Origin of the sequence: Micromonospora sp. NPDC049171, from assembly GCF_040648275.1 — a bacterium.
GTDB lineage: Bacteria > Actinomycetota > Actinomycetes > Mycobacteriales > Micromonosporaceae > Micromonospora.
The window spans coordinates 85,946-107,860 of the sequence record NZ_JBEZDJ010000024.1; the positions used below are offsets into that span (position 1 = coordinate 85,946).

Annotated in this window: 22 protein-coding genes; 8 read left to right on the forward strand and 14 right to left on the reverse strand. The window is 71.3% G+C overall.

Going from position 1 to position 21,915, the window contains the following annotated elements; all coding sequences use genetic code 11:
• Positions 1-23 precede the first annotated feature (23 nt).
• Together AB0B14_RS27205 and AB0B14_RS27210 are read right to left on the reverse strand one after the other, a co-directional pair.
• Entirely contained in the window at positions 24-281 is a 258-nt protein-coding gene (locus AB0B14_RS27205; protein WP_088950012.1) for a WhiB family transcriptional regulator, read from the reverse strand.
• Positions 282-730: 449 nt separating this feature from the next.
• Positions 731-1,681, reverse strand: a complete 951-nt coding sequence (locus tag AB0B14_RS27210; RefSeq protein WP_357066695.1) for a diacylglycerol kinase family protein — start codon at positions 1,679-1,681, stop codon at positions 731-733.
• On the opposite strand from AB0B14_RS27210, the gene AB0B14_RS27215 reads away from it, so the two are divergent.
• Complete coding sequence (locus AB0B14_RS27215) at positions 1,680-2,114, forward strand: hypothetical protein (protein ID WP_357066697.1); 435 nt, start codon at positions 1,680-1,682, stop codon at positions 2,112-2,114. The two genes, AB0B14_RS27210 and AB0B14_RS27215, sit on opposite strands and share 2 nt — an antisense overlap.
• 53 nt (positions 2,115-2,167) lie before the next feature.
• Here AB0B14_RS27215 and AB0B14_RS27220 read toward each other — a convergent pair whose 3' ends face one another.
• From AB0B14_RS27220 to sodN, 3 genes are read right to left on the reverse strand one after another with little or no spacing between them, the layout of a single operon-like run.
• Positions 2,168-2,575, reverse strand: a complete 408-nt coding sequence (locus tag AB0B14_RS27220) for an ATP-binding protein (protein WP_355031264.1) — start codon at positions 2,573-2,575, stop codon at positions 2,168-2,170.
• A complete protein-coding gene (locus tag AB0B14_RS27225) occupies positions 2,572-3,174 on the reverse strand; it encodes a GNAT family N-acetyltransferase (protein ID WP_357066700.1) in 603 nt (200 codons plus the stop codon). The genes AB0B14_RS27220 and AB0B14_RS27225 overlap by 4 nt, the downstream gene beginning before the upstream one ends.
• On the reverse strand, positions 3,171-3,575 hold the full coding sequence (gene sodN / locus AB0B14_RS27230) for a superoxide dismutase, Ni (RefSeq protein WP_357066702.1): 405 nt from the start codon (positions 3,573-3,575) through the stop codon (positions 3,171-3,173). The genes AB0B14_RS27225 and sodN overlap by 4 nt, the downstream gene beginning before the upstream one ends.
• Before the next feature lie 84 nt (positions 3,576-3,659).
• Here sodN and AB0B14_RS27235 point away from each other — a divergent pair, with 84 nt between their 5' ends.
• The 3 genes from AB0B14_RS27235 to AB0B14_RS27245 all read left to right on the forward strand — a co-directional run bounded on the left by AB0B14_RS27235 (position 3,660) and on the right by AB0B14_RS27245 (position 6,443).
• A complete protein-coding gene (locus AB0B14_RS27235; protein ID WP_357066704.1) occupies positions 3,660-4,004 on the forward strand; it encodes a S24 family peptidase in 345 nt (114 codons plus the stop codon).
• A 148-nt stretch (positions 4,005-4,152) separates the two neighbouring features.
• Positions 4,153-5,331 (forward strand): NADP-dependent malic enzyme, encoded by a 1,179-nt coding sequence (locus tag AB0B14_RS27240; RefSeq protein WP_357066706.1) that lies wholly within the window; start codon positions 4,153-4,155, stop codon positions 5,329-5,331.
• A gap of 149 nt (positions 5,332-5,480) precedes the next feature.
• Positions 5,481-6,443, forward strand: a complete 963-nt coding sequence (locus AB0B14_RS27245) for a zinc-binding dehydrogenase (RefSeq protein ID WP_357066708.1) — start codon at positions 5,481-5,483, stop codon at positions 6,441-6,443.
• A 36-nt stretch (positions 6,444-6,479) separates the two neighbouring features.
• On the opposite strand, the gene AB0B14_RS27250 is transcribed toward AB0B14_RS27245, so the two are convergent.
• A complete protein-coding gene (locus AB0B14_RS27250; RefSeq protein WP_357524865.1) occupies positions 6,480-7,445 on the reverse strand; it encodes a chlorophyllase in 966 nt (321 codons plus the stop codon).
• A 98-nt stretch (positions 7,446-7,543) separates the two neighbouring features.
• On the reverse strand, positions 7,544-8,635 hold the full coding sequence (locus tag AB0B14_RS27255) for an aldo/keto reductase (RefSeq protein ID WP_357524867.1): 1,092 nt from the start codon (positions 8,633-8,635) through the stop codon (positions 7,544-7,546).
• A 49-nt stretch (positions 8,636-8,684) separates the two neighbouring features.
• Here AB0B14_RS27255 and AB0B14_RS27260 point away from each other — a divergent pair, with 49 nt between their 5' ends.
• Both AB0B14_RS27260 and AB0B14_RS27265 read left to right on the forward strand, forming a co-directional pair.
• The gene (locus AB0B14_RS27260; RefSeq protein ID WP_357524869.1) at positions 8,685-9,122 is read left to right on the forward strand and encodes a MerR family transcriptional regulator; all 438 of its coding nucleotides are present in this window, start codon (positions 8,685-8,687) and stop codon (positions 9,120-9,122) included.
• A 23-nt stretch (positions 9,123-9,145) separates the two neighbouring features.
• Entirely contained in the window at positions 9,146-9,319 is a 174-nt protein-coding gene (locus AB0B14_RS27265; RefSeq protein ID WP_357066716.1) for a hypothetical protein, read from the forward strand.
• 60 nt (positions 9,320-9,379) lie between these two features.
• Here the strand turns inward: AB0B14_RS27265 and AB0B14_RS27270 are convergent, their stop codons facing one another.
• The 7 genes from AB0B14_RS27270 to AB0B14_RS27300 all read right to left on the reverse strand — a co-directional run bounded on the left by AB0B14_RS27270 (position 9,380) and on the right by AB0B14_RS27300 (position 19,967).
• Positions 9,380-10,495 (reverse strand): acetate kinase, encoded by a 1,116-nt coding sequence (locus AB0B14_RS27270; protein WP_357524871.1) that lies wholly within the window; start codon positions 10,493-10,495, stop codon positions 9,380-9,382.
• Entirely contained in the window at positions 10,492-12,570 is a 2,079-nt protein-coding gene (gene pta, locus AB0B14_RS27275) for a phosphate acetyltransferase (RefSeq protein ID WP_357524873.1), read from the reverse strand. The genes AB0B14_RS27270 and pta overlap by 4 nt, the downstream gene beginning before the upstream one ends.
• 387 nt (positions 12,571-12,957) lie before the next feature.
• Positions 12,958-13,143 (reverse strand): DUF6104 family protein, encoded by a 186-nt coding sequence (locus tag AB0B14_RS27280; RefSeq protein WP_030490374.1) that lies wholly within the window; start codon positions 13,141-13,143, stop codon positions 12,958-12,960.
• A gap of 174 nt (positions 13,144-13,317) precedes the next feature.
• Positions 13,318-17,154: a multifunctional oxoglutarate decarboxylase/oxoglutarate dehydrogenase thiamine pyrophosphate-binding subunit/dihydrolipoyllysine-residue succinyltransferase subunit gene (locus tag AB0B14_RS27285; RefSeq protein ID WP_357524875.1), complete on the reverse strand. Its 3,837-nt coding sequence runs from the start codon at positions 17,152-17,154 to the stop codon at positions 13,318-13,320.
• A gap of 277 nt (positions 17,155-17,431) precedes the next feature.
• The gene (locus tag AB0B14_RS27290) at positions 17,432-18,244 is read right to left on the reverse strand and encodes an ABC transporter permease (RefSeq protein ID WP_357066725.1); all 813 of its coding nucleotides are present in this window, start codon (positions 18,242-18,244) and stop codon (positions 17,432-17,434) included.
• On the reverse strand, positions 18,241-19,176 hold the full coding sequence (locus AB0B14_RS27295; RefSeq protein WP_357066727.1) for an ATP-binding cassette domain-containing protein: 936 nt from the start codon (positions 19,174-19,176) through the stop codon (positions 18,241-18,243). Before AB0B14_RS27295 ends, AB0B14_RS27290 begins: the two co-directional genes overlap by 4 nt.
• A 143-nt stretch (positions 19,177-19,319) precedes the next feature.
• Positions 19,320-19,967: a hypothetical protein gene (locus AB0B14_RS27300; protein ID WP_357524877.1), complete on the reverse strand. Its 648-nt coding sequence runs from the start codon at positions 19,965-19,967 to the stop codon at positions 19,320-19,322.
• A gap of 150 nt (positions 19,968-20,117) precedes the next feature.
• On the opposite strand from AB0B14_RS27300, the gene AB0B14_RS27305 reads away from it, so the two are divergent.
• The gene (locus AB0B14_RS27305; RefSeq protein ID WP_357524879.1) at positions 20,118-20,882 is read left to right on the forward strand and encodes a GNAT family N-acyltransferase; all 765 of its coding nucleotides are present in this window, start codon (positions 20,118-20,120) and stop codon (positions 20,880-20,882) included.
• Positions 20,879-21,823 carry a lysophospholipid acyltransferase family protein gene (locus AB0B14_RS27310; protein ID WP_357066733.1) on the forward strand — a complete coding sequence of 315 codons (945 nt, stop codon included), beginning with the start codon at positions 20,879-20,881 and terminating at the stop codon, positions 21,821-21,823. Before AB0B14_RS27305 ends, AB0B14_RS27310 begins: the two co-directional genes overlap by 4 nt.
• The last annotated feature ends 92 nt before the right edge of the window (positions 21,824-21,915 follow it).

Genomic DNA, 21,915 nt, shown 5'->3' on the forward strand with positions numbered 1-21,915 from the left:
GCGTACAGCGGTGTCGTTGGGGATCAGGCGGAGTGAGCGCGCAGCACGCGGAGGCCGCCGCGCCGCTTGACGGCCCGCCGTTCCTCTTCGCTCATCCCGCCCCAGACGCCGGCGTCCTGACCTGACTCGAGCGCCCACTGCAGGCACTGGTCGGTCACGGAGCAGCGCCTGCAGACGGCCTTTGCCTGCTCGACCTGCAGCAGAGCCGGTCCAGACGTCCCGATCGGGAAGAACAGCTCCGGGTCCTCGTCGCGGCAGACACTATGGTGACGCCAGTCCATGGCGGCAACACTCCTCATTCTGGATGGGTGGCGAACAATTGCTTGTCGTGCGTTTCCTATATGCATCCGCAGTGCCGATGGTGACAGTTAGCGTTCGTCCATTCGGCAGTGCGTGAGCAGGCGTTCAGCGCCGGGGACCTGCTGGAACAGCTCAACCTGACGAGCATATCCAGGCAATGTCCCGGTAACTCAAGTCCGCTTGTGAATACTTTCACGAACGCTCGTGATGTCAAGGGTGACGCTCGGAAAAACTCCGGGCGGTGAGCAAGCCCACAGCCCCTTTGTCCGGTTTTCGGGGCCTTCCCGATTACCCGCCGTGCCACAGTCGAGGATCAATATAGTACAGTCCGCGTGACATTGCTGACATTTCCGGCACCTGCCCCTCGGTGTGGCGGTGACCCGTCGATGCGGTTGTGGCCACCGTGTCGACCTAGGGCAGTACCCGAGACCTAGCAGATTACTCTCAGTGCGGCGGGAACGGAGGTGAATCTGACTTTCTCCCGCTCGCCGAGATAGTCCCCGTCCAGCTGAAACGCCTGCGGACGGCTGGAGAGCAGGGTGAACTCCGGCGTGTCATGGAGTCGTAACACCTGCCGACCGCGCGGATCCGGCTGCCGGGAGAAGAATTGCGTCACTGTCCGTGTTGTGCTAGCCACCCGGAGCTGACGCAACGCCAGCACATCCAGCCCGAGATCGAACGACGCGGCCGGGTTCGGGTTGACCTCCCGGTCGCCCAGGTACGTCCACGGCGCCGTGTTCTGGATGATGACGGTGGCCAGCTCGGCCTCGGCCGCCTCGCCCGGACGCTCCAGGGTGATCGCCGGGTGCCGCCGGTCCGAGGCGAGGAAGTACTGGTTCATGATCGAACGCAGATAGAGCGTCGGCGTGGACACCCGACCCTTCCGCCGGGCCTGCTCCACCCGGTGGATGACCGCGGCGTCCAGGCCGAACCCGGCGCAGAAGGTGAAGTAGCGGTCGTCCGCGCGGCCCAGCCCGACCGTTCGGCTCCGGCCCAGCCGCAACCCTTCGAGGATCATGCTGGTCGCCTCCGGCCACTCCCGGGGCAGGCCCAGCGCACGGGCGAACACGTTCGTCGAGCCACCCGGCACGGTCGCCAGCGCGGGCAGCCGCTCGGCCATCGGCGCGTCATCGGCGCGGGACGGCGGGTCGGCCGTCATCAGGCCGTTCACCACCTCGTTCACGGTGCCGTCGCCACCGAGGGTGACAACGAGGTCGACACCCTCCGCGGCGGCCTCCCGCGCCAACGCCATGGCGTGCCCACGCCGGCGGGTGTAGCGCACGCTGAGGTCGACTTCGCTGCGCAGCGCCCGGACAAGCACGTCCCGGCTGCGTTCGCTGGTGGTGGTGGCCTTTGGATTGACCACCAGGACGGCCCGCATGGGCGGCACTGTACCTCTCGGTAGCCCGGGTATCGTGGCGCGCGTGACCATCGACTCGGCCCCGTTTCCCGTCACGCTCCGCTGGGCGGTGCGGCTGCTGTGGGCGGAGGCGGCCGCCGTCGGGCTGATCGCGGCATGGCTGGTCTGGGCCGACCTCACGGCCACCACCACCGACCTGGCGTCGGCGTTGCTGGTGACCGCGTTCGCCATCGGGGCCGCCGTCGTGCTCTGGGCGCTGGGCCGGGCGCTGTCGCGCCGAAAGGCCGGCGCCCGCGCGCCCGCGATCGTGCTTCAGCTGATGCTGCTGCCGATCGGGTGGTTCATGATCCAGGGTGGGCTGGGCTGGCTGGGCGTGCCGCTGATGGCGCTCGGTCTGGGCGTGGGCTGGCTGCTGGTCAGCCCACCGACGACCCGGGCGCTCGGCTTCGAGTGACCAGGCCGGCGTGCGCCGGGCGGCCTGAGTCGGGCCGGCGTGCGCCGAGCCGGTCAGTAGCCGCCGGAGCGGCGGGTCAGCAACGCGATCGTGGCCCGACCGTCGACGGCCGTGGCGGACGCCGACGTGGTCAACGCGGTGAGCACCTTCCAGGCGAAGGACGACTCGGCGGGCAGCGTGGCTCCGCGCACGGTCGGCACCGTCACCTCGACTGTCAACGCGTCCTCGGTGACCGCGAAGCGGCACTCCAACTCGGCGTCGCGGGTGGCGATGGCGAGCAGCATCGCGCACGCCTCGTCGACCGCGATCCGCAGATCCTCGATCTCGTCGAGCGCGAACTGCAACCGGGCCGCGAGACCGGCGGTGGCGGTGCGGAGCACGCCGAGGTAACCGCCGTCGGCAGGCACCGTGAGGTGCACCACGTCGTCGTCGGTCGCTGGCTGGCCAGTCAGTTGAGTCACGCCTCATCCCCCCGGTCGGGGACTCTACCCGGTCGGTCGCCCGTGCGCGTGTCAGCGGTGGCGGCATGGTCGGCCAGTTCGCGCAGCGCGTCGCCACCGAGCCGATAGGGCACCCACTCGCTCATCGGCTGCGCGCCGATCGAGGCGTAGAAACCGGCGGCCGGGTTCCAGTTGATCATCCACCACTCCAGTCGCCGGTAGCCGCGTCGTACGCAGATCTCGGCCAGGGTGGCGAGCAGCAGCCGACCCGCCCCGGTGCCCCGGGCGGCCGGCCGCACGTAGAGGTCCTCCAGGTAGATGCCGTGCACGCCGGCCCAGGTGGAGAAGTTGAGGAACCACAACGCGAAGCCGATCGGCTCGTCCTGCTCATCGACCGCGACGTGACCGAAGAGCGCCGGAGCCGGCGCGGGGCTGGACGCGTCCGAGGCCGCGCCGCTGTCCGGAGCGGCCGGGAACAGGGCCGAGGTCAACTGCTCCGCGGTGAGGTGGCACTGGTCGGGGGCCCGCTCGTACTCCGCCAACTCGTGCACCATGGCGACGACGGCCGGCACGTCCTCGGGACGTGCCGGCCGGATCGTCGGAGTGACCGATGGGGTCACGCCTTCTTGGTCTCCCAGAAGATCTTCGAGATCTCGTCGATCTTCGCGAGCAGCTTGTCGGCGGTGGCCGGGTCGAGGCTGCCCTTGACGCCACCGGCGCCGGCGAGCTTGGTGGCCTCGTTGAACAGGCTGTGCAGGTTCGGGTACTTCTCGAAGTGCGGCGGCTTGAAGTAGTCGGTCCACAGCACCCACAGGTGGTGCTTGACCAGTTCGGCGCGCTGCTCCTTGATGATGATGGCGCGGGTGCGGAACTCCGGGTCGGTGTTCGCCTGGTACTTCTCGCAGATCATTTTGACCGATTCGGCCTCGATCCGGGCCTGGGCCGGGTCGTAGACGCCGCACGGTAGGTCGCAGTGAGCGCTCGCGGTGACGCGGGGCGCAAGGATGCGCAGAAATCGCATCGGGATCCTCCATGGGAAGTTTGCGATGATCAAAGGCGACATTACTCCTGGGGATGCTCCCCTCACCGGGTGGAGGTGAAACCAATGGGCACCGATCACCCGGCGGAGGCGGCGCGGCTGCGCGGGCCGGTGACCGCCGTTCTGGTGGTTGGCCCGTCCATGGCACCCACCCTGCGGCACGGCGACTCGGTCCTGGTCCGCCCCGGTGACCACCGGATCCGACCCGGGGACGTGGTGGTCGCGGTCTTCCGGAGTCGTCCCGACCTGCTGGTGGTGAAGCGGGCGGTCCGGAAACAGGACGGCGGCTGGTGGCTGCGCGGGGACAACGACCTGGTCACCGACGACTCCCGGGCGTACGGGGTGGCGGACGTGCGGGGGCGGGTGGTGGTCCGCTACTGGCCACGCCCCGGCCGGGTGCGCCGTCGTTAGATATGACCCTGCTCACACCCGGGGGGTAGGGCCGGCACTATGCTTGGAAGTGACCGGGTGACCCCCTGCACCGCGCGCCATCGCTCGCCGCCCACCTCGCGGCCGGCTGGCCCGCTCCGTCTGCTCGACAGATCCTGGAGTCACCACCATGTCTTCGTCCACCATGGACCCCGCTGATCCCGTCTTCCTGCTGCACCGTGGCGGCAAGATGGCCGTCACCTCGACCGTGCCGCTCACCAGCAGGGAAGATCTCTCCCTGGCGTACACCCCGGGGGTGGCGCGGGTGTGTGAGGCGATCGCCGCCGATCCCGCCCTGGTGGACGACTACACCTGGGTGTCGCACACCGTCGCGGTGGTCACCGACGGCTCGGCGGTCCTCGGGCTCGGCAACATCGGCCCGCGCGCCGCGCTGCCGGTGATGGAGGGCAAGGCGGTGCTGTTCAAGCAGTTCGGCGGGGTGGACGCCGTGCCGGTCTGCCTGGACACCCAGGACGCGGACGAGATCGTCGCCGTGGTCCGGGCGCTGGCCCCCTCGTTCGGTGGGATCAACCTGGAGGACATCAGCGCGCCGCGCTGCTTCGAGATCGAGCGCCGGCTCGACGAGGCGCTGGACATCCCGGTCTTCCACGACGACCAGCACGGCACCGCGATCGTGGTGCTCGCCGCGCTGCGCAACGCCGCCACCCTGCTCGACCGCAAGCTCGGTGACCTGCGGGTGGCGGTGAGCGGCGCGGGCGCGGCCGGGGTGGCCGTGACGAAGATGCTGATCGCCGGGGGCGTCAACCCCGACCAGGTGGTGGTCTGCGACTCCAAGGGGATCATCGGCCGGCACCGCACCGAGCTGACCGGCACCAAGGCCGAGCTGGCGGCGAACACCAACGCCGACGGCCGCCACGGCGACATCACCGAGGCGCTGCGCGATGCGGACGTGCTGATCGGGGTCTCCGGCGGGCAGATCCCCGAGGCGGCGGTGGCCGGGATGGCCCCCGGCGGGATCGTGTTCGCGCTGGCCAACCCGACCCCGGAGGTGCACCCCGAGGTGGCCGCCCGGCACGTCGCGGTGGTCGCCACCGGGCGCAGTGACTACCCCAACCAGATCAACAACGTGTTGGCCTTTCCGGGTGTGTTCCGCGGCGCGCTGGACGCCGGTGCGACCCGGATCACCGAGGCGATGAAGGTCGCCGCCGCGGACGCCATCGCCGGTGTGGTGGCCGAGTCGCTGACCGCCGACGCGATCGTTCCCTCGCCGCTGGACCCGCGCGTCGCGCCGGCCGTCGCCGAGGCGGTCGCCGAAGCCGCCCGCCGCGACGGCGTCGCCCGCCGCTAGGCGCGGCCTCTGCGCACGCGTGGGCCGGGGGCGCTCCGGCGCAGCATGCGCCGCCGGTCTGTGCGCACGCGTGGGCCGGGGGCGCTCCGGCGCAGCATGCGCCGCCGGCCTACGCGCACGGCTTCTTAACGGGCGCTCAGCTTGTTACCGTGCCGATCATGCGTGCTGCCTTTGCCTCCCGCTTCGACGACGCCGACCCGCTCGCCGCGCTCACCGTCGGTGAGCGGCCCGAGCCGACCCAGCCGGCCGACGACTGGGTGACCGTGCAGGTGCGAGCCACCTCGCTCAACCACCACGACCTCTGGTCGCTGCGCGGGGTGGGGCTCGCCGAGGCCCAGCTGCCCATGATCCTCGGCTGCGACGCGGTCGGGCTGGACCCGGAGGGCCGCCCGGTGGTCGTGTACCCGGTGGTGGTCACTCGGGGTGACCCGCGCGGGGTCTCCATCCTCTCCGAGCACTTCGCCGGGACGCTCGCCGAGCGGGTCGCCGTACCCCGGTCGAATCTGATCCCGCTGCCCGACGGCATGGCGGCGACCGACGCGGCGTGCCTGCCCACGGCCTGGCTGACGGCCTGGCGGATGCTGACCACCAAGGGCCGCGTCGCGGACGCCGACAGCGTGCTGGTCCAGGGCGCGGGCGGTGGCGTCGCCACCGCGGCCGTCGCGCTCGCCGTCGCGATGGGCAAGCGGGTGTACGCGACCAGCCGCGACGCCGCCAAGCGGGACCGGATCTCGGCCCTCGGCGCCACCGCCGTGGAACCCGGTGCCCGGCTGCCGGAACGGGTCGACGTGGTGATCGAGACGGTCGGCGCGGCCACCTTCGACCACTCGCTGAAGTCGGCCGCGCCGATGGCCCGGATCGTGGTCTCCGGGGCGACCGCCGGGCACGAGCCGACGGTCAACCTGCGTCGGGTCTTCGCGATGCAGTTGGAGATCCTGGGCACCTCGATGGGTACGCCGGGCGAGTTGTACGAGCTGCTGGCGTTCTGCTCCGAGAACGAGGTGCGCCCGGTGGTGGACAGCGTCGTCCCGTTCAGCCAGGTCGAGAACGCCTTCGCCCGCCTGCACTCCGGCGACGCCTTCGGCAAGGTCGTCATCGACCACACCGCCTAAAGCCCCCCGCCCCCGGGGGCTGGCGCGGGGCGGGCGTTACAGGTGGTCGTCGAGGGTGGCTATGTCGCCGCGGGTGGCGTCGGTGGCGATGCGCTTCTTGGCCGCCGGGTCGCCGTAGAGCGACCAGCGCAGGAACTCGACAGTCGTGTCCGAGACGACTCGCAGCGCGGCCTTGTCCTTGAGCATCGTCCGCCCGTGGTCGCCCCTGGGCAGGCTCAGCATCGCCTTGGGCCAGGGCACCTTGTCGTACGCCGCCTTGCCCGCCGCGTAGTCGACCACCTCGTCCAACTCGCCGTGCACGAACAGTTGCGGCGCGGACGCGCCGGCGAACGCGGTGCCCACGCCGAGGGCCGTGCCGGCGAATACCACTCCCGCGTCCAGCCGCTTGTCCCGGCTGGCGGTGAAGAGGCCGATGGTGGTCACCCCGCCCGCCGAGTGCCCGGCCGCGGCGACCCGCTCGCCGTCCACCCGGCCGCGCAACGAGTCGCCGGCCGTGCCGTCCAGCGCCAACACCTGATCCAGCGCGTACGACACGTCGGCCGGCTGGTTGAGCACGTCGAGGACGTTGTTGTCGCCGCCGGAAGAGGTGTGCGGGAACGTCGGCGCGGCCACCACGAAACCCGCCGCCGCCCACCGGGTCAGCAGCGTGGCGTAGTCGTCCGGCCGCCCGCCCAGCCCGTGGCTGAACATCACCACCGGAAACCGGCCCTCGGCCGCCGTCGCGGACCGTCTGGCCGCGCCGCCGGATTCCCCGGCCGCCGGGTACCAGAGCGTCGTCGGCAGCGCCCGGCCGTCCCGGTTCAGCTTCAGTTGGCGTACGCCGACCGCGAAGCTGCGTTGCGGGGCCTTGCCAGCGGGAACCTTCGGAGTTGGTGTGGCGGCGGGCGGTCGTTCGACGGGTGCCTGCCGGTCCTCGGTCTTCCGGGCGTCCGCGGAGCAGCCGACGAGACCGGCCAGCAGCACGGTGCCGGCCAGCAGTGCCGGGGTGACGCGACGGGACATGAATCCGATTGTGCCTCGCCCACCGGACCTGCCCGGTGCGTTCTGGCGCGGTGTGTCCATTCGATCACCCGACGTCGCACGGCCGGCACCGGGCGTACTCAGGCCGCGGCGCGTTCGGCGAGTGGGCGCCGCCGCCGTGTGGTGTCGGTCAGTGCGCGGAGTGGGAAGGCGGCGTTGGGGTTGTACCTGTTCGTCCCGGGCGGCACGATCTCGTCGATCCGGTCGAGGGTCGCGTCGTCCAGGGTGAGCGTGGCGCCCGTGAGCAGATCCTCCAGTTGCGGCAGGGTGCGCGGTCCGATGATCGCCGAGGTGACGGCCGGGTGGGCAACGGTGAAGGCGATGGCCAACTGCGGAAGCGTGCAGCCGAGACTGGCCGCGAGGTCGACGAGCTGCTCGACGGCGTCGAGCTTGGCGGCGTTCTCGGCGATCGTGGGGTCGAACTGTGCCGGCCGCAGGGCGGCCCGCCCGGTCGTCAGGTCGACGGGCTGGTCCCTGCGGTACCTCCCGCTGAGGAACCCGAAGGCGAGCGGGCTCCAGACCAGCACTCCCATCCCGTAGCGCTGGCAGACCGGGAGGGTCGAGGCCTCCACCCCGCGGGCCAGGATCGAGTACGGCGGCTGCTCGGTGCGCAGCCGTCCGAGGCCGCGACGCTCGGACACCTGGTGCGCCTCGACGATCTCCTCGGCCGGGAACGTCGAGCAGCCGAAGGCGCGGATCTTTCCGTCGCGGACGAGGTCGGTGAGCACCGAGAGTGTCTCCTCGATGTCGGTCGCGGGGTCGGGACGGTGGATCTGGTAGAGGTCGATCCAGTCGGTGTTCAGACGCCGCAGGCTGCCCTCGACCGCCTTCAGGATCCACCGCCGCGAGTTGCCGCCCTGGTTGGGGCCCTCGCCCATCGGAAAGTGCACCTTGGTGGCCAGTACGACGTCGTCGCGGCGCCCCCGCAGCGCCGTGCCGACGATCTCCTCGGACTCACCCCGGCCGTACATGTCGGCGGTGTCGACCATGTTGATGCCCTGGTCGAGCGCGGTGTGGATGATCCGGTCGCAGTCGTCGTGGTCGGGGTTTCCGACGGCACCGAACATCATGGTCCCGAGGCAGTGGGTGCTCACCTCGATGCCGGTGCCGCCGAGAGTGCGATAGCGCATGTCGATGTTCTCCTCGGTGCTCCAGTAGTGATCACCTGGCACCGTAGGAGCTGGAGTCGGCTCTAGGTCAACCCTCGTTACCCTGCTCGGCATGGTTGAGGTCACCGAGACGCTGAGCATCGGACAGGTTGCCGAATGCACCGGTCTGAGCGTGCACACCCTCCGCTTCTACGAGCAGGAGGGCATCTTCGTCAGCCCGGTCCGCCGTGGGTCCACCGGACGTCGTCTCTACAGCCAGGACGACGTGGACTGGCTGACCGTCTGCGTCATCCTCCGCGCCTCCGGCATGCCACTGCCGGCGCTGCGCCGCTACACCGAACTCGTTCGTGCGGGCGCGGGCAACGAGGAGGAACGACTCGCGCTCATGCGTGAGCACCACGGGCGCGTCACGGACCAGATCGACAGGCTCGCCCAGAGCCTGGATCTGATCACCTTCAAGGTCGGGGTGTACGAGGACCTGCTCGACGAGGCCCGGCCCGCGGTCGGGCCAGGTCGTCCGCGTCAGTGGGCCGGGGGCGATGCCGGGTGACCAGCTTCGCTAGGGTCACCGACATGCCTGAGAACTACACGGACCCCAGCGGCAACACCGAGGCGTTCCGCGCCTTCAACCAGACGCCGGAGACTGCGGCGCCGACGGAGACCCCGTCCCGCCTGCCGCTCATCATCGGTGCGGCAGTGGTCGTCGTGGTGCTGGTGGCACTCGTCGCCTGGCTGGCGACCGGCTGATCGAGTCGCACCGACTCACGCGCACCCTCGGGCTTCCCGGGGGTGCGCGCCTGCGTGGCGTCAGGCCGCCCCGACCACGTCCCGGGTCTGCCGGGCGATCTCCCGCTCCTCGTCGGTCCGGATGACACACACGCTCACCTCGGCGCCCTCGGGCGAGATCAACCGGTCGCCCGCGCCGTCGTTACGGGCGTCGTCCACGGTGATGCCGAGCCGGCCCAGGCCGGTCAGCGCGGCAGCCCGCACCGGCGCGGCGTTCTCGCCGACCCCGGCGGTGAAGGCGATCGCGTCGACGTGGCCGAGCAGCGCGTAGTACGCCCCGACGTACTCGGTGATCCGCCGGCAGTACACGTCGAAGGCCAGTGCCGCCGCCCGGTCACCGGCCGCCCGACGTTCGAGCACCTCACGCATGTCGTTGGCGCCGGTCAGCCCCAACAGGCCGCTGCGGTGGTTGAGCAGGTCGTCGATGTCGTCCACGGACAGCCCACCCTCCCGGCGCAGGTGGAAGATCACGGTCGGGTCCACGTCGCCGCTGCGGGTGCCCATCACCAGCCCCTGCAACGGGGACATGCCCATCGAGGTGGCGACGCTGCGACCGTTCGCCACCGCGCACGCGCTGGCCCCGTTGCCCAGGTGCAGGGTGATCGTGTTGACCCGCTCGTACGGGCGGCCCAACAGCTCGGCGGTACGCCGGGACACGTACGCGTGCGAGGTGCCGTGGAAGCCGTACCGGCGGATGTCGTACCGCTCGGCGGTGTCCCGGTCGATCGCGTACGTCGCGGCGGCCTCCGGCAGGGTGTGGTGGAACGCGGTGTCGAAGACGGCGACCTGCGCGACGTCCGGCAGCGCCGCGCGGGCCACCTCGATGCCGGCCAGGTTCGCCGGGTTGTGCAGCGGGGCGAGCGGCACCAGATCCTTGATCGCGGCCAGCACCTCGTCGTCGACGAGCACCGGTGCGGCGAACCTCCGGCCGCCGTGCACCACCCGGTGCCCCACCGCGGTCAGCCCGGTCAGGTCCAGACCGTCCAGGATCTGCCGGACCGCACCGGCGTGGTCCGCCGGGCCGCCGCCGGGCTCACCGACCCGCTCGACGGTGCCGTGGTCGAGCACCCGGTCCCCGTCGTAGTGGCGCCACTTCACCGACGACGACCCGCAGTTCAGCACCAGCACCCGACTCACGAGGGCTCCTCCGTTGCCGCCTGGATGGCGGTGATCGCCACCGTGTTGACGATGTCCGGCACTCCCGCGCCGCGGGACAGGTCGTTCACCGGCCGGCGTAGGCCCTGCATAACCGGGCCGACGGCGACCGCCCCGGCGGAGCGCTGCACCGCCTTGTACGTGTTGTTGCCCGTGTTCAGGTCCGGAAAGATGAAGACGGTGGCCTGACCGGCGACCGGGCTGCCGGGCAGCTTCGTCGCCGCCACCGCCGGGTCGATCGCCGCGTCGTACTGGATCGGCCCCTCCACCAGCAGGTCGGGCCGGCGCTCCCGGACCAGGGCGGTGGCCATGGCGACCTTCTCCACGTCCGCGCCCGCGCCGGAGCTGCCGGTGGAGTACGACAGCATGGCCACCCGGGGTTCGATGCCGAACCGGGCGGCGGTGTCGGCCGACGAGATCGCGATGTCGGCGAGCTGGGGGGCGTCCGGGTCGCGGTTGACCGCGCAGTCGCCGTAGACCAGCACCCGGTCGGCGAGCAGCATGAAGAAGACGCTGGACGCCACCGACACGTTCGGCACGGTACGGATGACCTCGAACGCCGGTCGGATCGTCGCGGCGGTGGTGTGCGTCGCGCCGGAGACCATGCCGTCGGCCCGGCCGGTCGCCACCATCAGCGTGCCGAAGTAGTTGGGCTGGGCCACGATGTCGTACGCCAACTCGGCGCTGACACCCCGGTGGGCGCGCAGCCGCGCGTACTCGGCGGCGAAGTCGTCGCGCCACTCGCTGGTGACCGGGTCGACGACGTTCGCGTCACCGAGGTCGATGCCCAGCTCGCGGGTGCGTCGGGTGATGTCGTCCGGCCGGCCGAGCAGGGTCAACTCGGCGACGCCCCGGCGCAGCAGGATCTCGGCCGCGCGCAGGATCCGCTCGTCGGCGCCCTCCGGCAGCACCAGGTGCCGCGGCTTCGACCGGGCCCGGTCGATCAGTTCGTTCTCGAACATCAGCGGGGTCACCCGCGTCGACCGGCTGACCCGCAGCCGGCGGGCCAGGTCGTCGGTGTCCACGCAACGCTCGAACGCCCCCAGCGCCGCCTCCACCTTGCGCGGGTTCGCCGTGCTGGGCCGGCCCTCGATCCGACTGGACGCGGCCACGGTGTCGTAGCTGTCGCTACGTACGGAGAGCACTGCCAGCCCGGTGTTCAGGCCCTCCACCAGCCGCATGACCCTGGGGTCGGGCTGTTCGCCCAGGGTGAGCACCAGCCCGGCCACCGACACCTGCCCGGCCACGTGCGCGGCACTCGCGGCCACCAGCAGGTCGGCCCGGTCTCCGGGGGTGATCACCAGGGCGCCCTCGGTGAGGTGGCCCAGCAGCGTCGGCACATGCGCCGCGCCGACCACGAAGTCCAGGACGTCCCGACCGAGCGCCGCGTCGTCCCCGGCCAGCAGGGTGGCGCCGAGCGCCGCCGCCACCTCGGCCACCGTCGGCGCCGACACGTTCGGCACCTCCGGGATGGCGTACGCGGGGACCGGCAGGTCCGGCAGCGTCATCGGCTCGGTGACCCGGTTGGCGATCACCGCGAGCACCGTCGCGCCCAGGTCGGCCAGATCGTGGTACGCCCCGCGCACAGCCGCCGCCACCGCCGACGGCTCCTGACCGAAGCCGTCCACCACCGGCACCACCACGCTGCCGAACTCGGTGGCCAGCCGGGCGTTGAAGGCCAACTCCCGAGGGTGGGCCGGGTCGCCCGGGTCGTCGAAGTCGCTGCCCACCACGACCACCGCCGGGCACTGCCGCTCCACCGCCCGGTACCGCTCGACGACCGTGGAGATCAGCTCCTCGCGCCGGCCGTCGGCGACAAGCGCCGCAGCCTGGGAGTAGGTCGCCCCGGCCAGCTCGGTCAACGGCAGCTCAACCCGGTACCGCTCGCTGAGCAGGGCGAGGATCGGGTCCTGCCCGGTGTCGGAGACCAACGGCCGGAACACGCCGATCCGCCCCACCTGACGGGACAACAACTCCGCCAGTCCGAGGGCAACCGTCGACTTCCCCCCACCGGACCCCACGCTGGTCAGATACACACTGCGAGCCACAGCCCCCACCCTAAAAGATCGCAAACCCCAAAACCCCACCCCCACCCAGCCTGCCCCGCCCGCCCCCACCCCGCCCGCCCTCGGCCGACCCACCCACCCCCGCCCCCGGCCGACCCGCCCCCGGCCGGCCTGTTCCCGGCCGGCCTGTTCCCGGTGATCATGGGGTTATTGCCCGACACGCCGACGACACGCGCGGCTAACCTCATGATCACCGCTGACGGGGCGGCGGGGCGGCGGGGCGGCCGGCCCTCTCCCCGCCCGCCCTCGGTGATCATGAGGTTGTTGCTCGACACGCCGACGACACGCGCGGCTAACCTCATGATCAACGCGGACGGGGCGGGGCAACGCGGACGGGGCGGGGTGGGGCGGGGCGGGGTGGGGCGGGGCGGGAGGGGGTTAGGCGTCTTCGTCGTCTGGGTCGTCTAGGCGGGCCAGGTAGGTAGCCAGGCGTTCGATGGGGGTTTCGAAGTCGGGGTTGAGGTCCACGAAGTCGCGTAGGCGTTCACCCAGCCACTCCAGGGTCACCTGCTCTTCGCCCCGGCGCTCGACGAGCTCCTCGATGCCACGGTCGGTGAAGTACATGGGTACGTCCTCGTGCTCGGCCCGGGTCGGACCGGGCGGGTTCGGTTGGTGGGTGCGTGGATGGTCGACTGGTCAACAGGTAGGCCAGCGCGGGGTGGACCGGGCGGGACCGACGCGAGCCGGGGCAGGACCGCTGTGAAACGGCCCTGCCCCGGCTCGCGTGGTGCGGTCAGGTCACGGGCGGGGGAGAGCCGCCTCGATCAGTGCGTTCTGCTCGACCTCGTGGGTCTTGGCCGAGCCGACCGCCGGGGCGGCCGCGGCCGGGCGGGAGATCCGCCGCAGCCGGACGTCCGTGAGGTGCTCCAGCAGGTTGAGCGCGACGAACGACCAGGCGCCCTGGTTGGCCGGCTCCTCCTGCACCCAGGCGAAGTCCTCCGCGTTCGGGAACTGCGCGAGGGCGGCCCGGATCTCTTCCACCGGCAGCGGGTACAGCTGCTCGATGCGGAGGATCGCGGTGTCGGTGACGCCGCGATCCTGCCGGGCCTGGAACAGGTCGTAGTAGACCTTGCCGGAGCAGAGCAGCACCCGCTTCACCGCCTCCGGTGCCGGGGCGGCCGGGTCGCGCAGCACCGGCTGGAAGGTGCCGGTGGTGAAGTCCTCCACCGAGGAGACGCAGAGCTTGTGCCGCAGCAGCGACTTCGGTGTGAACACCACGAGCGGCTTGCGCTTGGGCGACAGGGCCTGGCGGCGCAGCAGGTGGAAGTAGTTCGCCGGGGTCGTCGGGATGGACACCCGCATGTTGTCCTCGGCGCACATCTGTAGGAACCGCTCCGGCCGGCCGGAGGTGTGGTCCGGGCCCTGGCCCTCGTGGCCGTGCGGCAGCAGCAGGGTGATGGCGGAGCGCTGGCCCCACTTCACCTCGCCGGAGGAGATGAACTCGTCGATCACCGACTGGGCGCCGTTGACGAAGTCGCCGAACTGGGCTTCCCAGGCGACGAGGGCATTGATGTTCTCCACCGAGTAGCCGTACTCGAAGCCCATCGCCGCGTACTCGCTGAGCAGCGAGTCGTGCACGAAGAACCGGGAGCGTTCGCCGTCGCCGGTGAGCGACTTCAGCGGCAGGTAGTCGTCGCCGGTGCGGGAGTCGACCACCGAGGCGTGCCGCTGGACGAACGTGCCACGCCGCGAGTCCTGCCCGGCCAGCCGGACGGTGACCCCGTCGTGCAGCAGCGCCCCGAGCGCGATGATCTCGCCGAAGCCCCAGTCGATGTTGCCCTCGGTGGACATCTTGGCTCGCCGGTCCAGCAGTTGCTGGATCCGCTTGTGCGGGGTGAAGCCCTCCGGGAGGTTGATGTGCGCCTCGCCGATGGCCTTGACCACTGACGCGTCGGTGGCGGTGTCGACCTGCGGCTCCGGCTCCTCCTCGCGGCGCGGCCGGTTGAGCTGCCGTGGCGCCGAGGCGGCGTCCCGGGTGGCCTTGAAGACCTTCTCCAGCTGCGCCTGGTAGTCGCGCAGCAGCTCCTCCGCGTCCTCCACGGTGATGTCGCCGCGACCGATCAGCTCCTCGGTGTAGAGCTTGCGCACCGAGCGCTTCGAATCAATGATCTTGTACATCTGGGGGTTGGACATCGACGGGTCGTCGCCCTCGTTGTGCCCGCGCCGGCGGTAGCAGACCATGTCGATCACGACGTCCTTGTTGAACGTCTGCCGGTACTCGAAGGCCAACCGGGCCACCCGGACCACAGCCTCCGGGTCGTCGCCGTTCACGTGGAAGATCGGCGCCTGGATCATCCGGGCCACGTCGGTGCTGTAGAGGCTGGACCGGCTGTACTCCGGGGCGGTGGTGAAGCCGACCTGGTTGTTGACCACCACGTGCACGGTGCCGCCGGTGCGGTAGCCGCGCAACTGCGACAGGTTGAGCGTCTCGGCGACCACGCCCTGCCCGGCGAACGCGGCGTCACCGTGCACCGCCAGCGGCAGCACGGTGTAACCCTCCAGCTTGAGGTCGATCCGGTCCTGCTTGGCCCGGACGATGCCCTCCAGCACCGGGTCGACGGCCTCCAGGTGCGACGGGTTGGCCACCACCGACACCTTGACCGCGTGCTCGCCGTCGGGGGTGGTGAACTTGCCGTTCTGGCCGAGGTGGTATTTCACGTCGCCGGAGCCCTGCGTCGAGCGCGGGTCCAGGTGACCCTCGAACTCCGAGAAGATCTTCTCGTACGGCTTGCCGACGATGTTGGCCAGCACGTTGAGCCGACCCCGGTGCGCCATGCCGATGACGACCTCGTCCAAGCCGTTCTCGGCGGACGACTCCAACACCTCACCGAGCAGCGGGATCAGCGACTCGCCGCCCTCCAGCGAGAAGCGCTTCTGGCCCACGTACTTGGTCTGCAGGAAGGTCTCGAACGCCTCGGCGGCGTTGAGCCGGTTGAGCACGTGCTTCTGCTCGTCGGCGGACGGCTTCTCGTACTTGCGCTCGATCCGTTCCTGGATCCAGCGCCGCTCCTCCGGGTCCTGGATGTGCATGTACTCGATGCCGACCCGGCGGCAGTAGGAGTCTCGCAGCACGCCCAGAATCGAGCGCAGCTTCATCCGCTGCCGGCCGGCGAAGCCGTTGACCGGGAACTCGCGGTCGAGGTCCCACAGGGTGAGCCCGTGCTGGAGGACGTCCAGGTCGGGGTGCTTGCGGATCTTGAATTCCAGCGGGTCGGTGTCGGCCATCAGGTGACCGCGCACCCGGTACGCGTGGATCAGCTCGTGCACCCGGGCGGTCTTGTTGATCTGACCCTCGGAGTTGACCGCCACGTCGCGCATCCACCGCACCGGCTCGTACGGGATGCGCAGCGAGGTGAAGATCTGGTCGTAGAAGCCGTGCTCGCCGAGGATCAGCTCGTGCATCACCTTGAGGAACTCGCCGGACTGCGCGCCCTGGATGATCCGGTGGTCGTACGTGCTGGTCAGCGTGATGATCTTGCTGACGGCCAGCTCGGCCAGGGTGGCCTCGGACATGCCCTGGTAGGGAGCCGGGTATTCCATCGCGCCCACGCCGATGATCGCGCTCTGCCCCTGCATCAGGCGCGGCATCGAGTGCACGGTGCCGATGCCGCCCGGGTTGGTCAGCGAGATCGTGGTGCCGGAGTAGTCGTCCATGGTCAGCTCGTTGCGCCGCGCCCGCCGGACCACGTCCTCGTACGCCTGCCAGAACTGCCGGAAGTCCATCTGCTCGCAGCCCTTGATGGAGGGGACCACCAGGTTGCGGGTGCCGTCCGGCTTGGCCAGGTCGATCGCGATGCCGAGGTTGACGTGCGCCGGGCGGATCATCGCCGGCTTGCCGTTGGCCTCGGCGAAGGAGTTGTTCATCTCGGGGTGCTGGGCCAGCGCCCGGACCAGCGCGTAGCCGACCAGGTGGGTGAAACTGACCTTGCCACCGCGCCCCCGGGCGAGGTGGTTGTTGATCACGATGCGGTTGTCGACGAGCAGCTTGGCCGGGACCGCGCGCACGCTTGTCGCGGTGGGCACGCTCAGCGAGGCGTCCATGTTCTGGACGATCTTCGCCGCGACGCCCCGCAACGGCGTGGTCTGCGGGCCGTCGGCGCTGGGCGCGGCGGCCGGCTTGGCCGGGGCGGCCTTCGTCGGGGCGGCCTTGGGCGCGGCCGGCGCGGCGGCGGGCTTGGCCGGTGCCGACTGTGCGGCGGCGGGCTTGGCCGGTGCCGGCTGCGCGGCGGACGGCTGCGCTGCGGACGGCTGCGCTGCGGACGGCTGCGCTGCGGACGGCTGTGCGGCGCTCGGCTTGCTCGCGGTCGCCGGCGGCGTGGCGCTCGGCTGGCTGACCGTGGCGGCTGCCTCCGGCTGCCCGTCCGGCTCGGGAGCGGCGGCCGGCTTTTCCGACGACTCGGCCCCGCTTGGCGTGGCCGCGCCGGGCGCTGGCCGGTAGTCGGCGAAGAAGTCGTGCCAGGCCGAATCGACGCTCGATGGGTCGGCGAGGTACCGCTGGTACATCTCCTCGACGATCCACTCATTCGGGCCGAAACCCGCCAGTGGGTTCTCCTGCGAAGTCTGCTGGGTCGACACGGCCGGTAATCGCCTCTTTCACGCGGGTTTGTGTGGCACGCGGTGTGTCCCTCGTGCCCGATTAGGAGCACGGACTGGACGGCTCCCAGGCTACGCCGTACCGATCCCGCAGGCATTTCAGCCTCGGTCCCGTGGCCGGATTCACAGAAGATGCCAGAAGTTCAGCAACCGCTGCGCGGCTGGTGAGGGACTGGTAACGCATGGTCGCCCGCGAGGGCGGGGCACCGACCCCGGAGCGGCGGGACTGTCGCCGCCGTCCCCGGGGTCGGGACCGCCGTCAGGCGATGTCGCGCCGTCGAGTGATCAGGACGCCGACGACCCCGGTGACCAGGGCGTAGCCGACCAGCACCAGCGCGCCGACCCACCAGGACGGGGTGAACTCCGAGGTGCCCTCCGTGATCATGACCTGGGACGCCACCGCCGGCCAGACCACCTGCCACTTGAGCACCGCCTGGCTGTCCAGCAGGTTCGACAGGAGCAGGAACAGCAGACCCACCACCTGCGTGCCGATCAGGTAGAGCACCGCCGCCGTGATCACCGCTCCGAGCTGGTTGGTGATCAGCGTGCCGATGCCCACCCCGAGGATCGTCCAGATGGCGTACGCGAGCAGGTTGAACAGCAGCGCCCGCTGCACCGGCCACTCACCGAGCTGGGTGCCGTAGTCGTTCAGGGACAGGAAGATCGAGCCGGCGGCCAGGTCGATGAGCGTCGTCGCCAACCAGAACATGAAGCCGAGCAGGCTGGCGGCGATGAGCTTGCCGACGATGACCGACGTACGCCGGGGAGTCGTCAGGAACGTCGTCGTCGCGGTCTGGTGGAAGAACTCGTTGGTGACCATCAGGATGCCGATGAGCATCACGAACATCAGCCCGAGGTACTGGCCCGAGGTGTAGAGGTTCGCCGCCTGCGCCGGCGCGGTCGCCTGCTCGGCGCTGACGCCGATGTTCTCGGCGTCGCCACCGAGCGCCGTGACGAGCAACCACGCGTTGATCGCGAACGCCAGGGCGATCGAGAGGAACGCGCCGAGGGCCAGCCACCACCAGGTGCTGGTGGTACGGATCTTGAGCAGTTCGGCTCGGACCAGGTTCATCGGATGCCCGCCTTTCCGGCCGTCAGCTCCAGGAAGACCCGTTCCAGGTCGGGTCGTTCGGTGGTCAGTTCGTGCAGCTCGACCCCGGTGGCCAGGGCGGCCCGGCCGATCGTCGGGGCGTCCACCCCGCCGACCAGCAGCACGCCCTGCTCGTCGGTCTCGATGGTCGCCGACTGCGCCTTCAGGGCCGCGACCAGCGCCTCGGCCTGCGGCGTGCGCACCCGCACCCGGGCGCTCTGCGCCATCGAGCCGAGGACCTGCTCGACAGGTCCCTGCCGGACCAACTGCCCAGCCGCGATGATCACCACGTCGTCGGCGAGCAACTGCATCTCCGACAGCAGGTGGCTGGAGACCAGCACGGTGCGGCCCTCGACGGCGAGGTTCTTGAGGAACCCGCGCATCCACCGGATGCCCTCCGGGTCGAGCCCGTTGGCGGGCTCGTCGAGGATCAGCACGCGGGGGTCACCGAGCATCGCGGCGGCGATGCCGAGCCGCTGCTTCATGCCCAGCGAGTAGCCCTTGAACTTGCGCTTCGCCGCCGGGGTCAACCCGACCAGGGCCAGCGCCTCGTCGGCTCGCTGCCGGGGCAGCCCGGCCGCCGCGCAGATGACCCGCAGGTGGTTGATGCCGGTGCGGCCCTTGTGCGCGCTGGAGGCTTCCAGCACCGCGCCGACGTGCCGCAGCGGGTCCGACAGGTCGGTGTACCGGTGGCCGCTGATGGTGGCCGTGCCGGCAGTCGGCGTGACCAGGTTCAGCAGCATGCGCAGGGTGGTGGTCTTGCCAGCGCCGTTCGGGCCGAGGAAGCCGGTCACCCGCCCCGGTGCCACGGTGAAGGACAGGTTGTTCACCGCCCGCACGTTCTTGTACTGCTTCGTCAGACCGGACACCACGATCTGACCGTCGCTGGTGGGGCTTCGCTGCCCGTCAGTCATCGTTCTCCTCCCGTGAACGGCGTCGAGGTACGCCGTGGCACAGCGTGACGGCCCGGGGCAACAAGGTCAATCAGGCGCGGTCCGTATGTTCGCCTCCGTCGCAGGGCGGAGGCGAGTCCACCCTGCGGACGACGGGCCGGGGCTCAGCGGGCGATCCAGGTCGCCCGGGCCGCGCCGAGTAGCGCACCGTCCGGGCCGTACAGACTGGTGTGCACGAGCGCCTTGCGCCCATCGACGCCGAGCAACGCCCCGGTCACCACGCAGTCGTCGCCGGGGCCCGGCAGCGCCGTGACCACGGCGGCGATCCGACCCAGCAGGTACGGGCGGCCCGGCGCGAGCACCGTCCAGCCGCCGGGGCAGTCCAACGCCGCCCAGACCGTGGCCGCGCCGACCTGCGCGGGCGCCCGGAACGGCGCGGCGGTCCGCCCGTCCGGCAGCCGACCGGGAAAGATCCGCAACCCGTCGGTCCGCTGCGGCCCGCAGACATAACAACCCGGAAACGGATGCTCGACCAGGCCGGGATAGCGGGTCGCCGCGGCCACCGCGGTGTCCAGGTCGACCGGGGGTACGACGGCGTCGACCACCCCGGCGGGGCGCACCTCGGCCACCAGCTCGCCGGCCGGGTCCCGGACCTCGTCGCCGACCAGGGTCAACTCGGTCTCCAGCGGCGGTGGCCGGCGCAGCGTCACCTCGACCGGGCCGGTGCCACCCGCCTGGGCGGCGAACACTCCCGCGCTCCAGCCGCCGTTGCCCGAGCCGGCGGGCCCGTTGTAGCGGGACTCGATGCGCATCGTCGACCTCCGGTGGGGCACGTCGGCGTCGTCGCCGGTTCGTCGCGCAGCCTCGCACGACCACCTGCGGGGCGCATCTGCCGGCCGGCGTTCATCCTGCCGACACCGGTGGTCCCCGTGAATGGCAACCCGGGCACCTACACAGATCCCATGGCCGTTCTGCATGCCGCTGGCGCACCCTTGACGACCAGCGGATACACCCTGCTGATCGCCGACGACCCCACCCAGGTCGCGGCCGCGCAACGCCTGCGCCACGAGGTGTTCGCCACCGAACTCGGCGCCACCCTCCTCCCCGGCGCGGCCGGGCTGGACGTGGACCCCTTCGACGCGTACTGCGACCACCTGATCGTCCGCGAGGACAGCACCGGCGAGGTGGTCGGCACGTACCGACTGCTGCCGCCGGGGCGCACCAACCGGCGGTACGCCGAGGACGAGTTCGACCTCGGTGCGCTCGATCCGCTCCGTGACGACCTCGTCGAGGCGGGTCGGTCCTGTGTGCACCCGGACCACCGCTCCGGCGCGGTGATCAACCTGATGTGGGCCGGCATCACCCGGTACCTGCACCTGCGGGGCTCCCGGTGGCTCGGCGGCTGCGCCTCGGTGCCGGTGGACGACGGCGGACGGACGGTCGCCGGCGTGTGGGCCCAGGCACAGGCCCGGCACCTGTCACCGCCGCCGCTGCGGGTCCGACCGCTGCGACCCTGGTTCGCCAACCCGGCCGCCGCCTCCGCCGATCCGGCCGGGCGCGTCGCGGTACCGCCGCTGCTGCGTGGCTACCTCCGGCTCGGCGCGTGGATCTGCGGCGAGCCGTCGTACGACCCCGACTTCGGGTGCGCGGACTTCTACGTGCTCTTCTGCCTGGACCGGATGAATCCGCGTTACCTGCGGCACTTCCTCGGCGGGGCAGAGCGGTGACCGCCGTACCGCACGACCTGTGGCGGCCCTCGTCGGGTTGCGGCGACGGCTGTCTGCCGACGGACGGCGAGGTGCCCACGGTGCCGGTGGCCCGTCGGGTGCTCCGGCTGGTCGCCGTGACCGGCATGCTGCTGGCCGGTGTCGGCCTGGTGGTGCTGCTGCCCGTGCTGCCGACCCAGGAACGGCAGGCGGCGGTACGCGGTTGGGCCCGGGCCACCGCGGGTGCCTTCGGCGTCCGGCTGGTGATCCGGGGCCGGCTGCCCCGACGACGGGCGCTGCTGGTTGCCAACCACGTCTCGTGGCTGGACGTCATCGCGATGTTGGCGGTAGCGCCCACCCGGATGGTCGCGAAGCGGGAGATCCGTTCCTGGCCGGTGGTCGGCCTCCTGGCCGCGGCGGCGGGGACCGTCTTCGTGGACCGCTCCCGGCCGCGGGCGCTGCCGAGCATGGTCGGCCGGGTCGCCGACACGTTGCGCGCCGGCCGGTCGGTGGCGGTCTTTCCGGAGGGTACGACCTGGTGTGCCGGTGAGGGTGCCGCCGACTGCCGCCCCGGCGGCGGTTTCCGGCCCGCGACGTTCCAGGCGGCCATCGACACGGGCAGCCCGGTGGTGCCGCTGCGGCTCGCCTACCGCTGCGCGGCCACCGGTACGACCACCACGGCCGCCGCCTTCCTCGGTGCGGACACGCTGCTGCGATCGGTGGCGCGGGTGGTCGCGGTGCGGGAACTTGTGGTGTCGGTGACGATCACCGCAGCTCTGCACCCGGCCCGTGCCGCCGACCGGCGGTTGCTGGCCCGAGCCGCCGAGTCGGCCGTACACCTGTTGCCTGCGGCGGCCGTGGTGCCGCGGGCCCGGCTGCGTCCACTGCCCACGGCGACCCCGGCCGTCGCTGCGCCCACGGCGACGCCGCTCGTCGGTGGCGGGCTGGACCTGGCGGCCTGAGGGGGAGTGTCGGCGGCGCGCTTATTCACTCCGACCTGAACCCGGCCAACCTCGAACAGGCTGGCGGCGGGTGGGCCCGGTACCGGCTGATG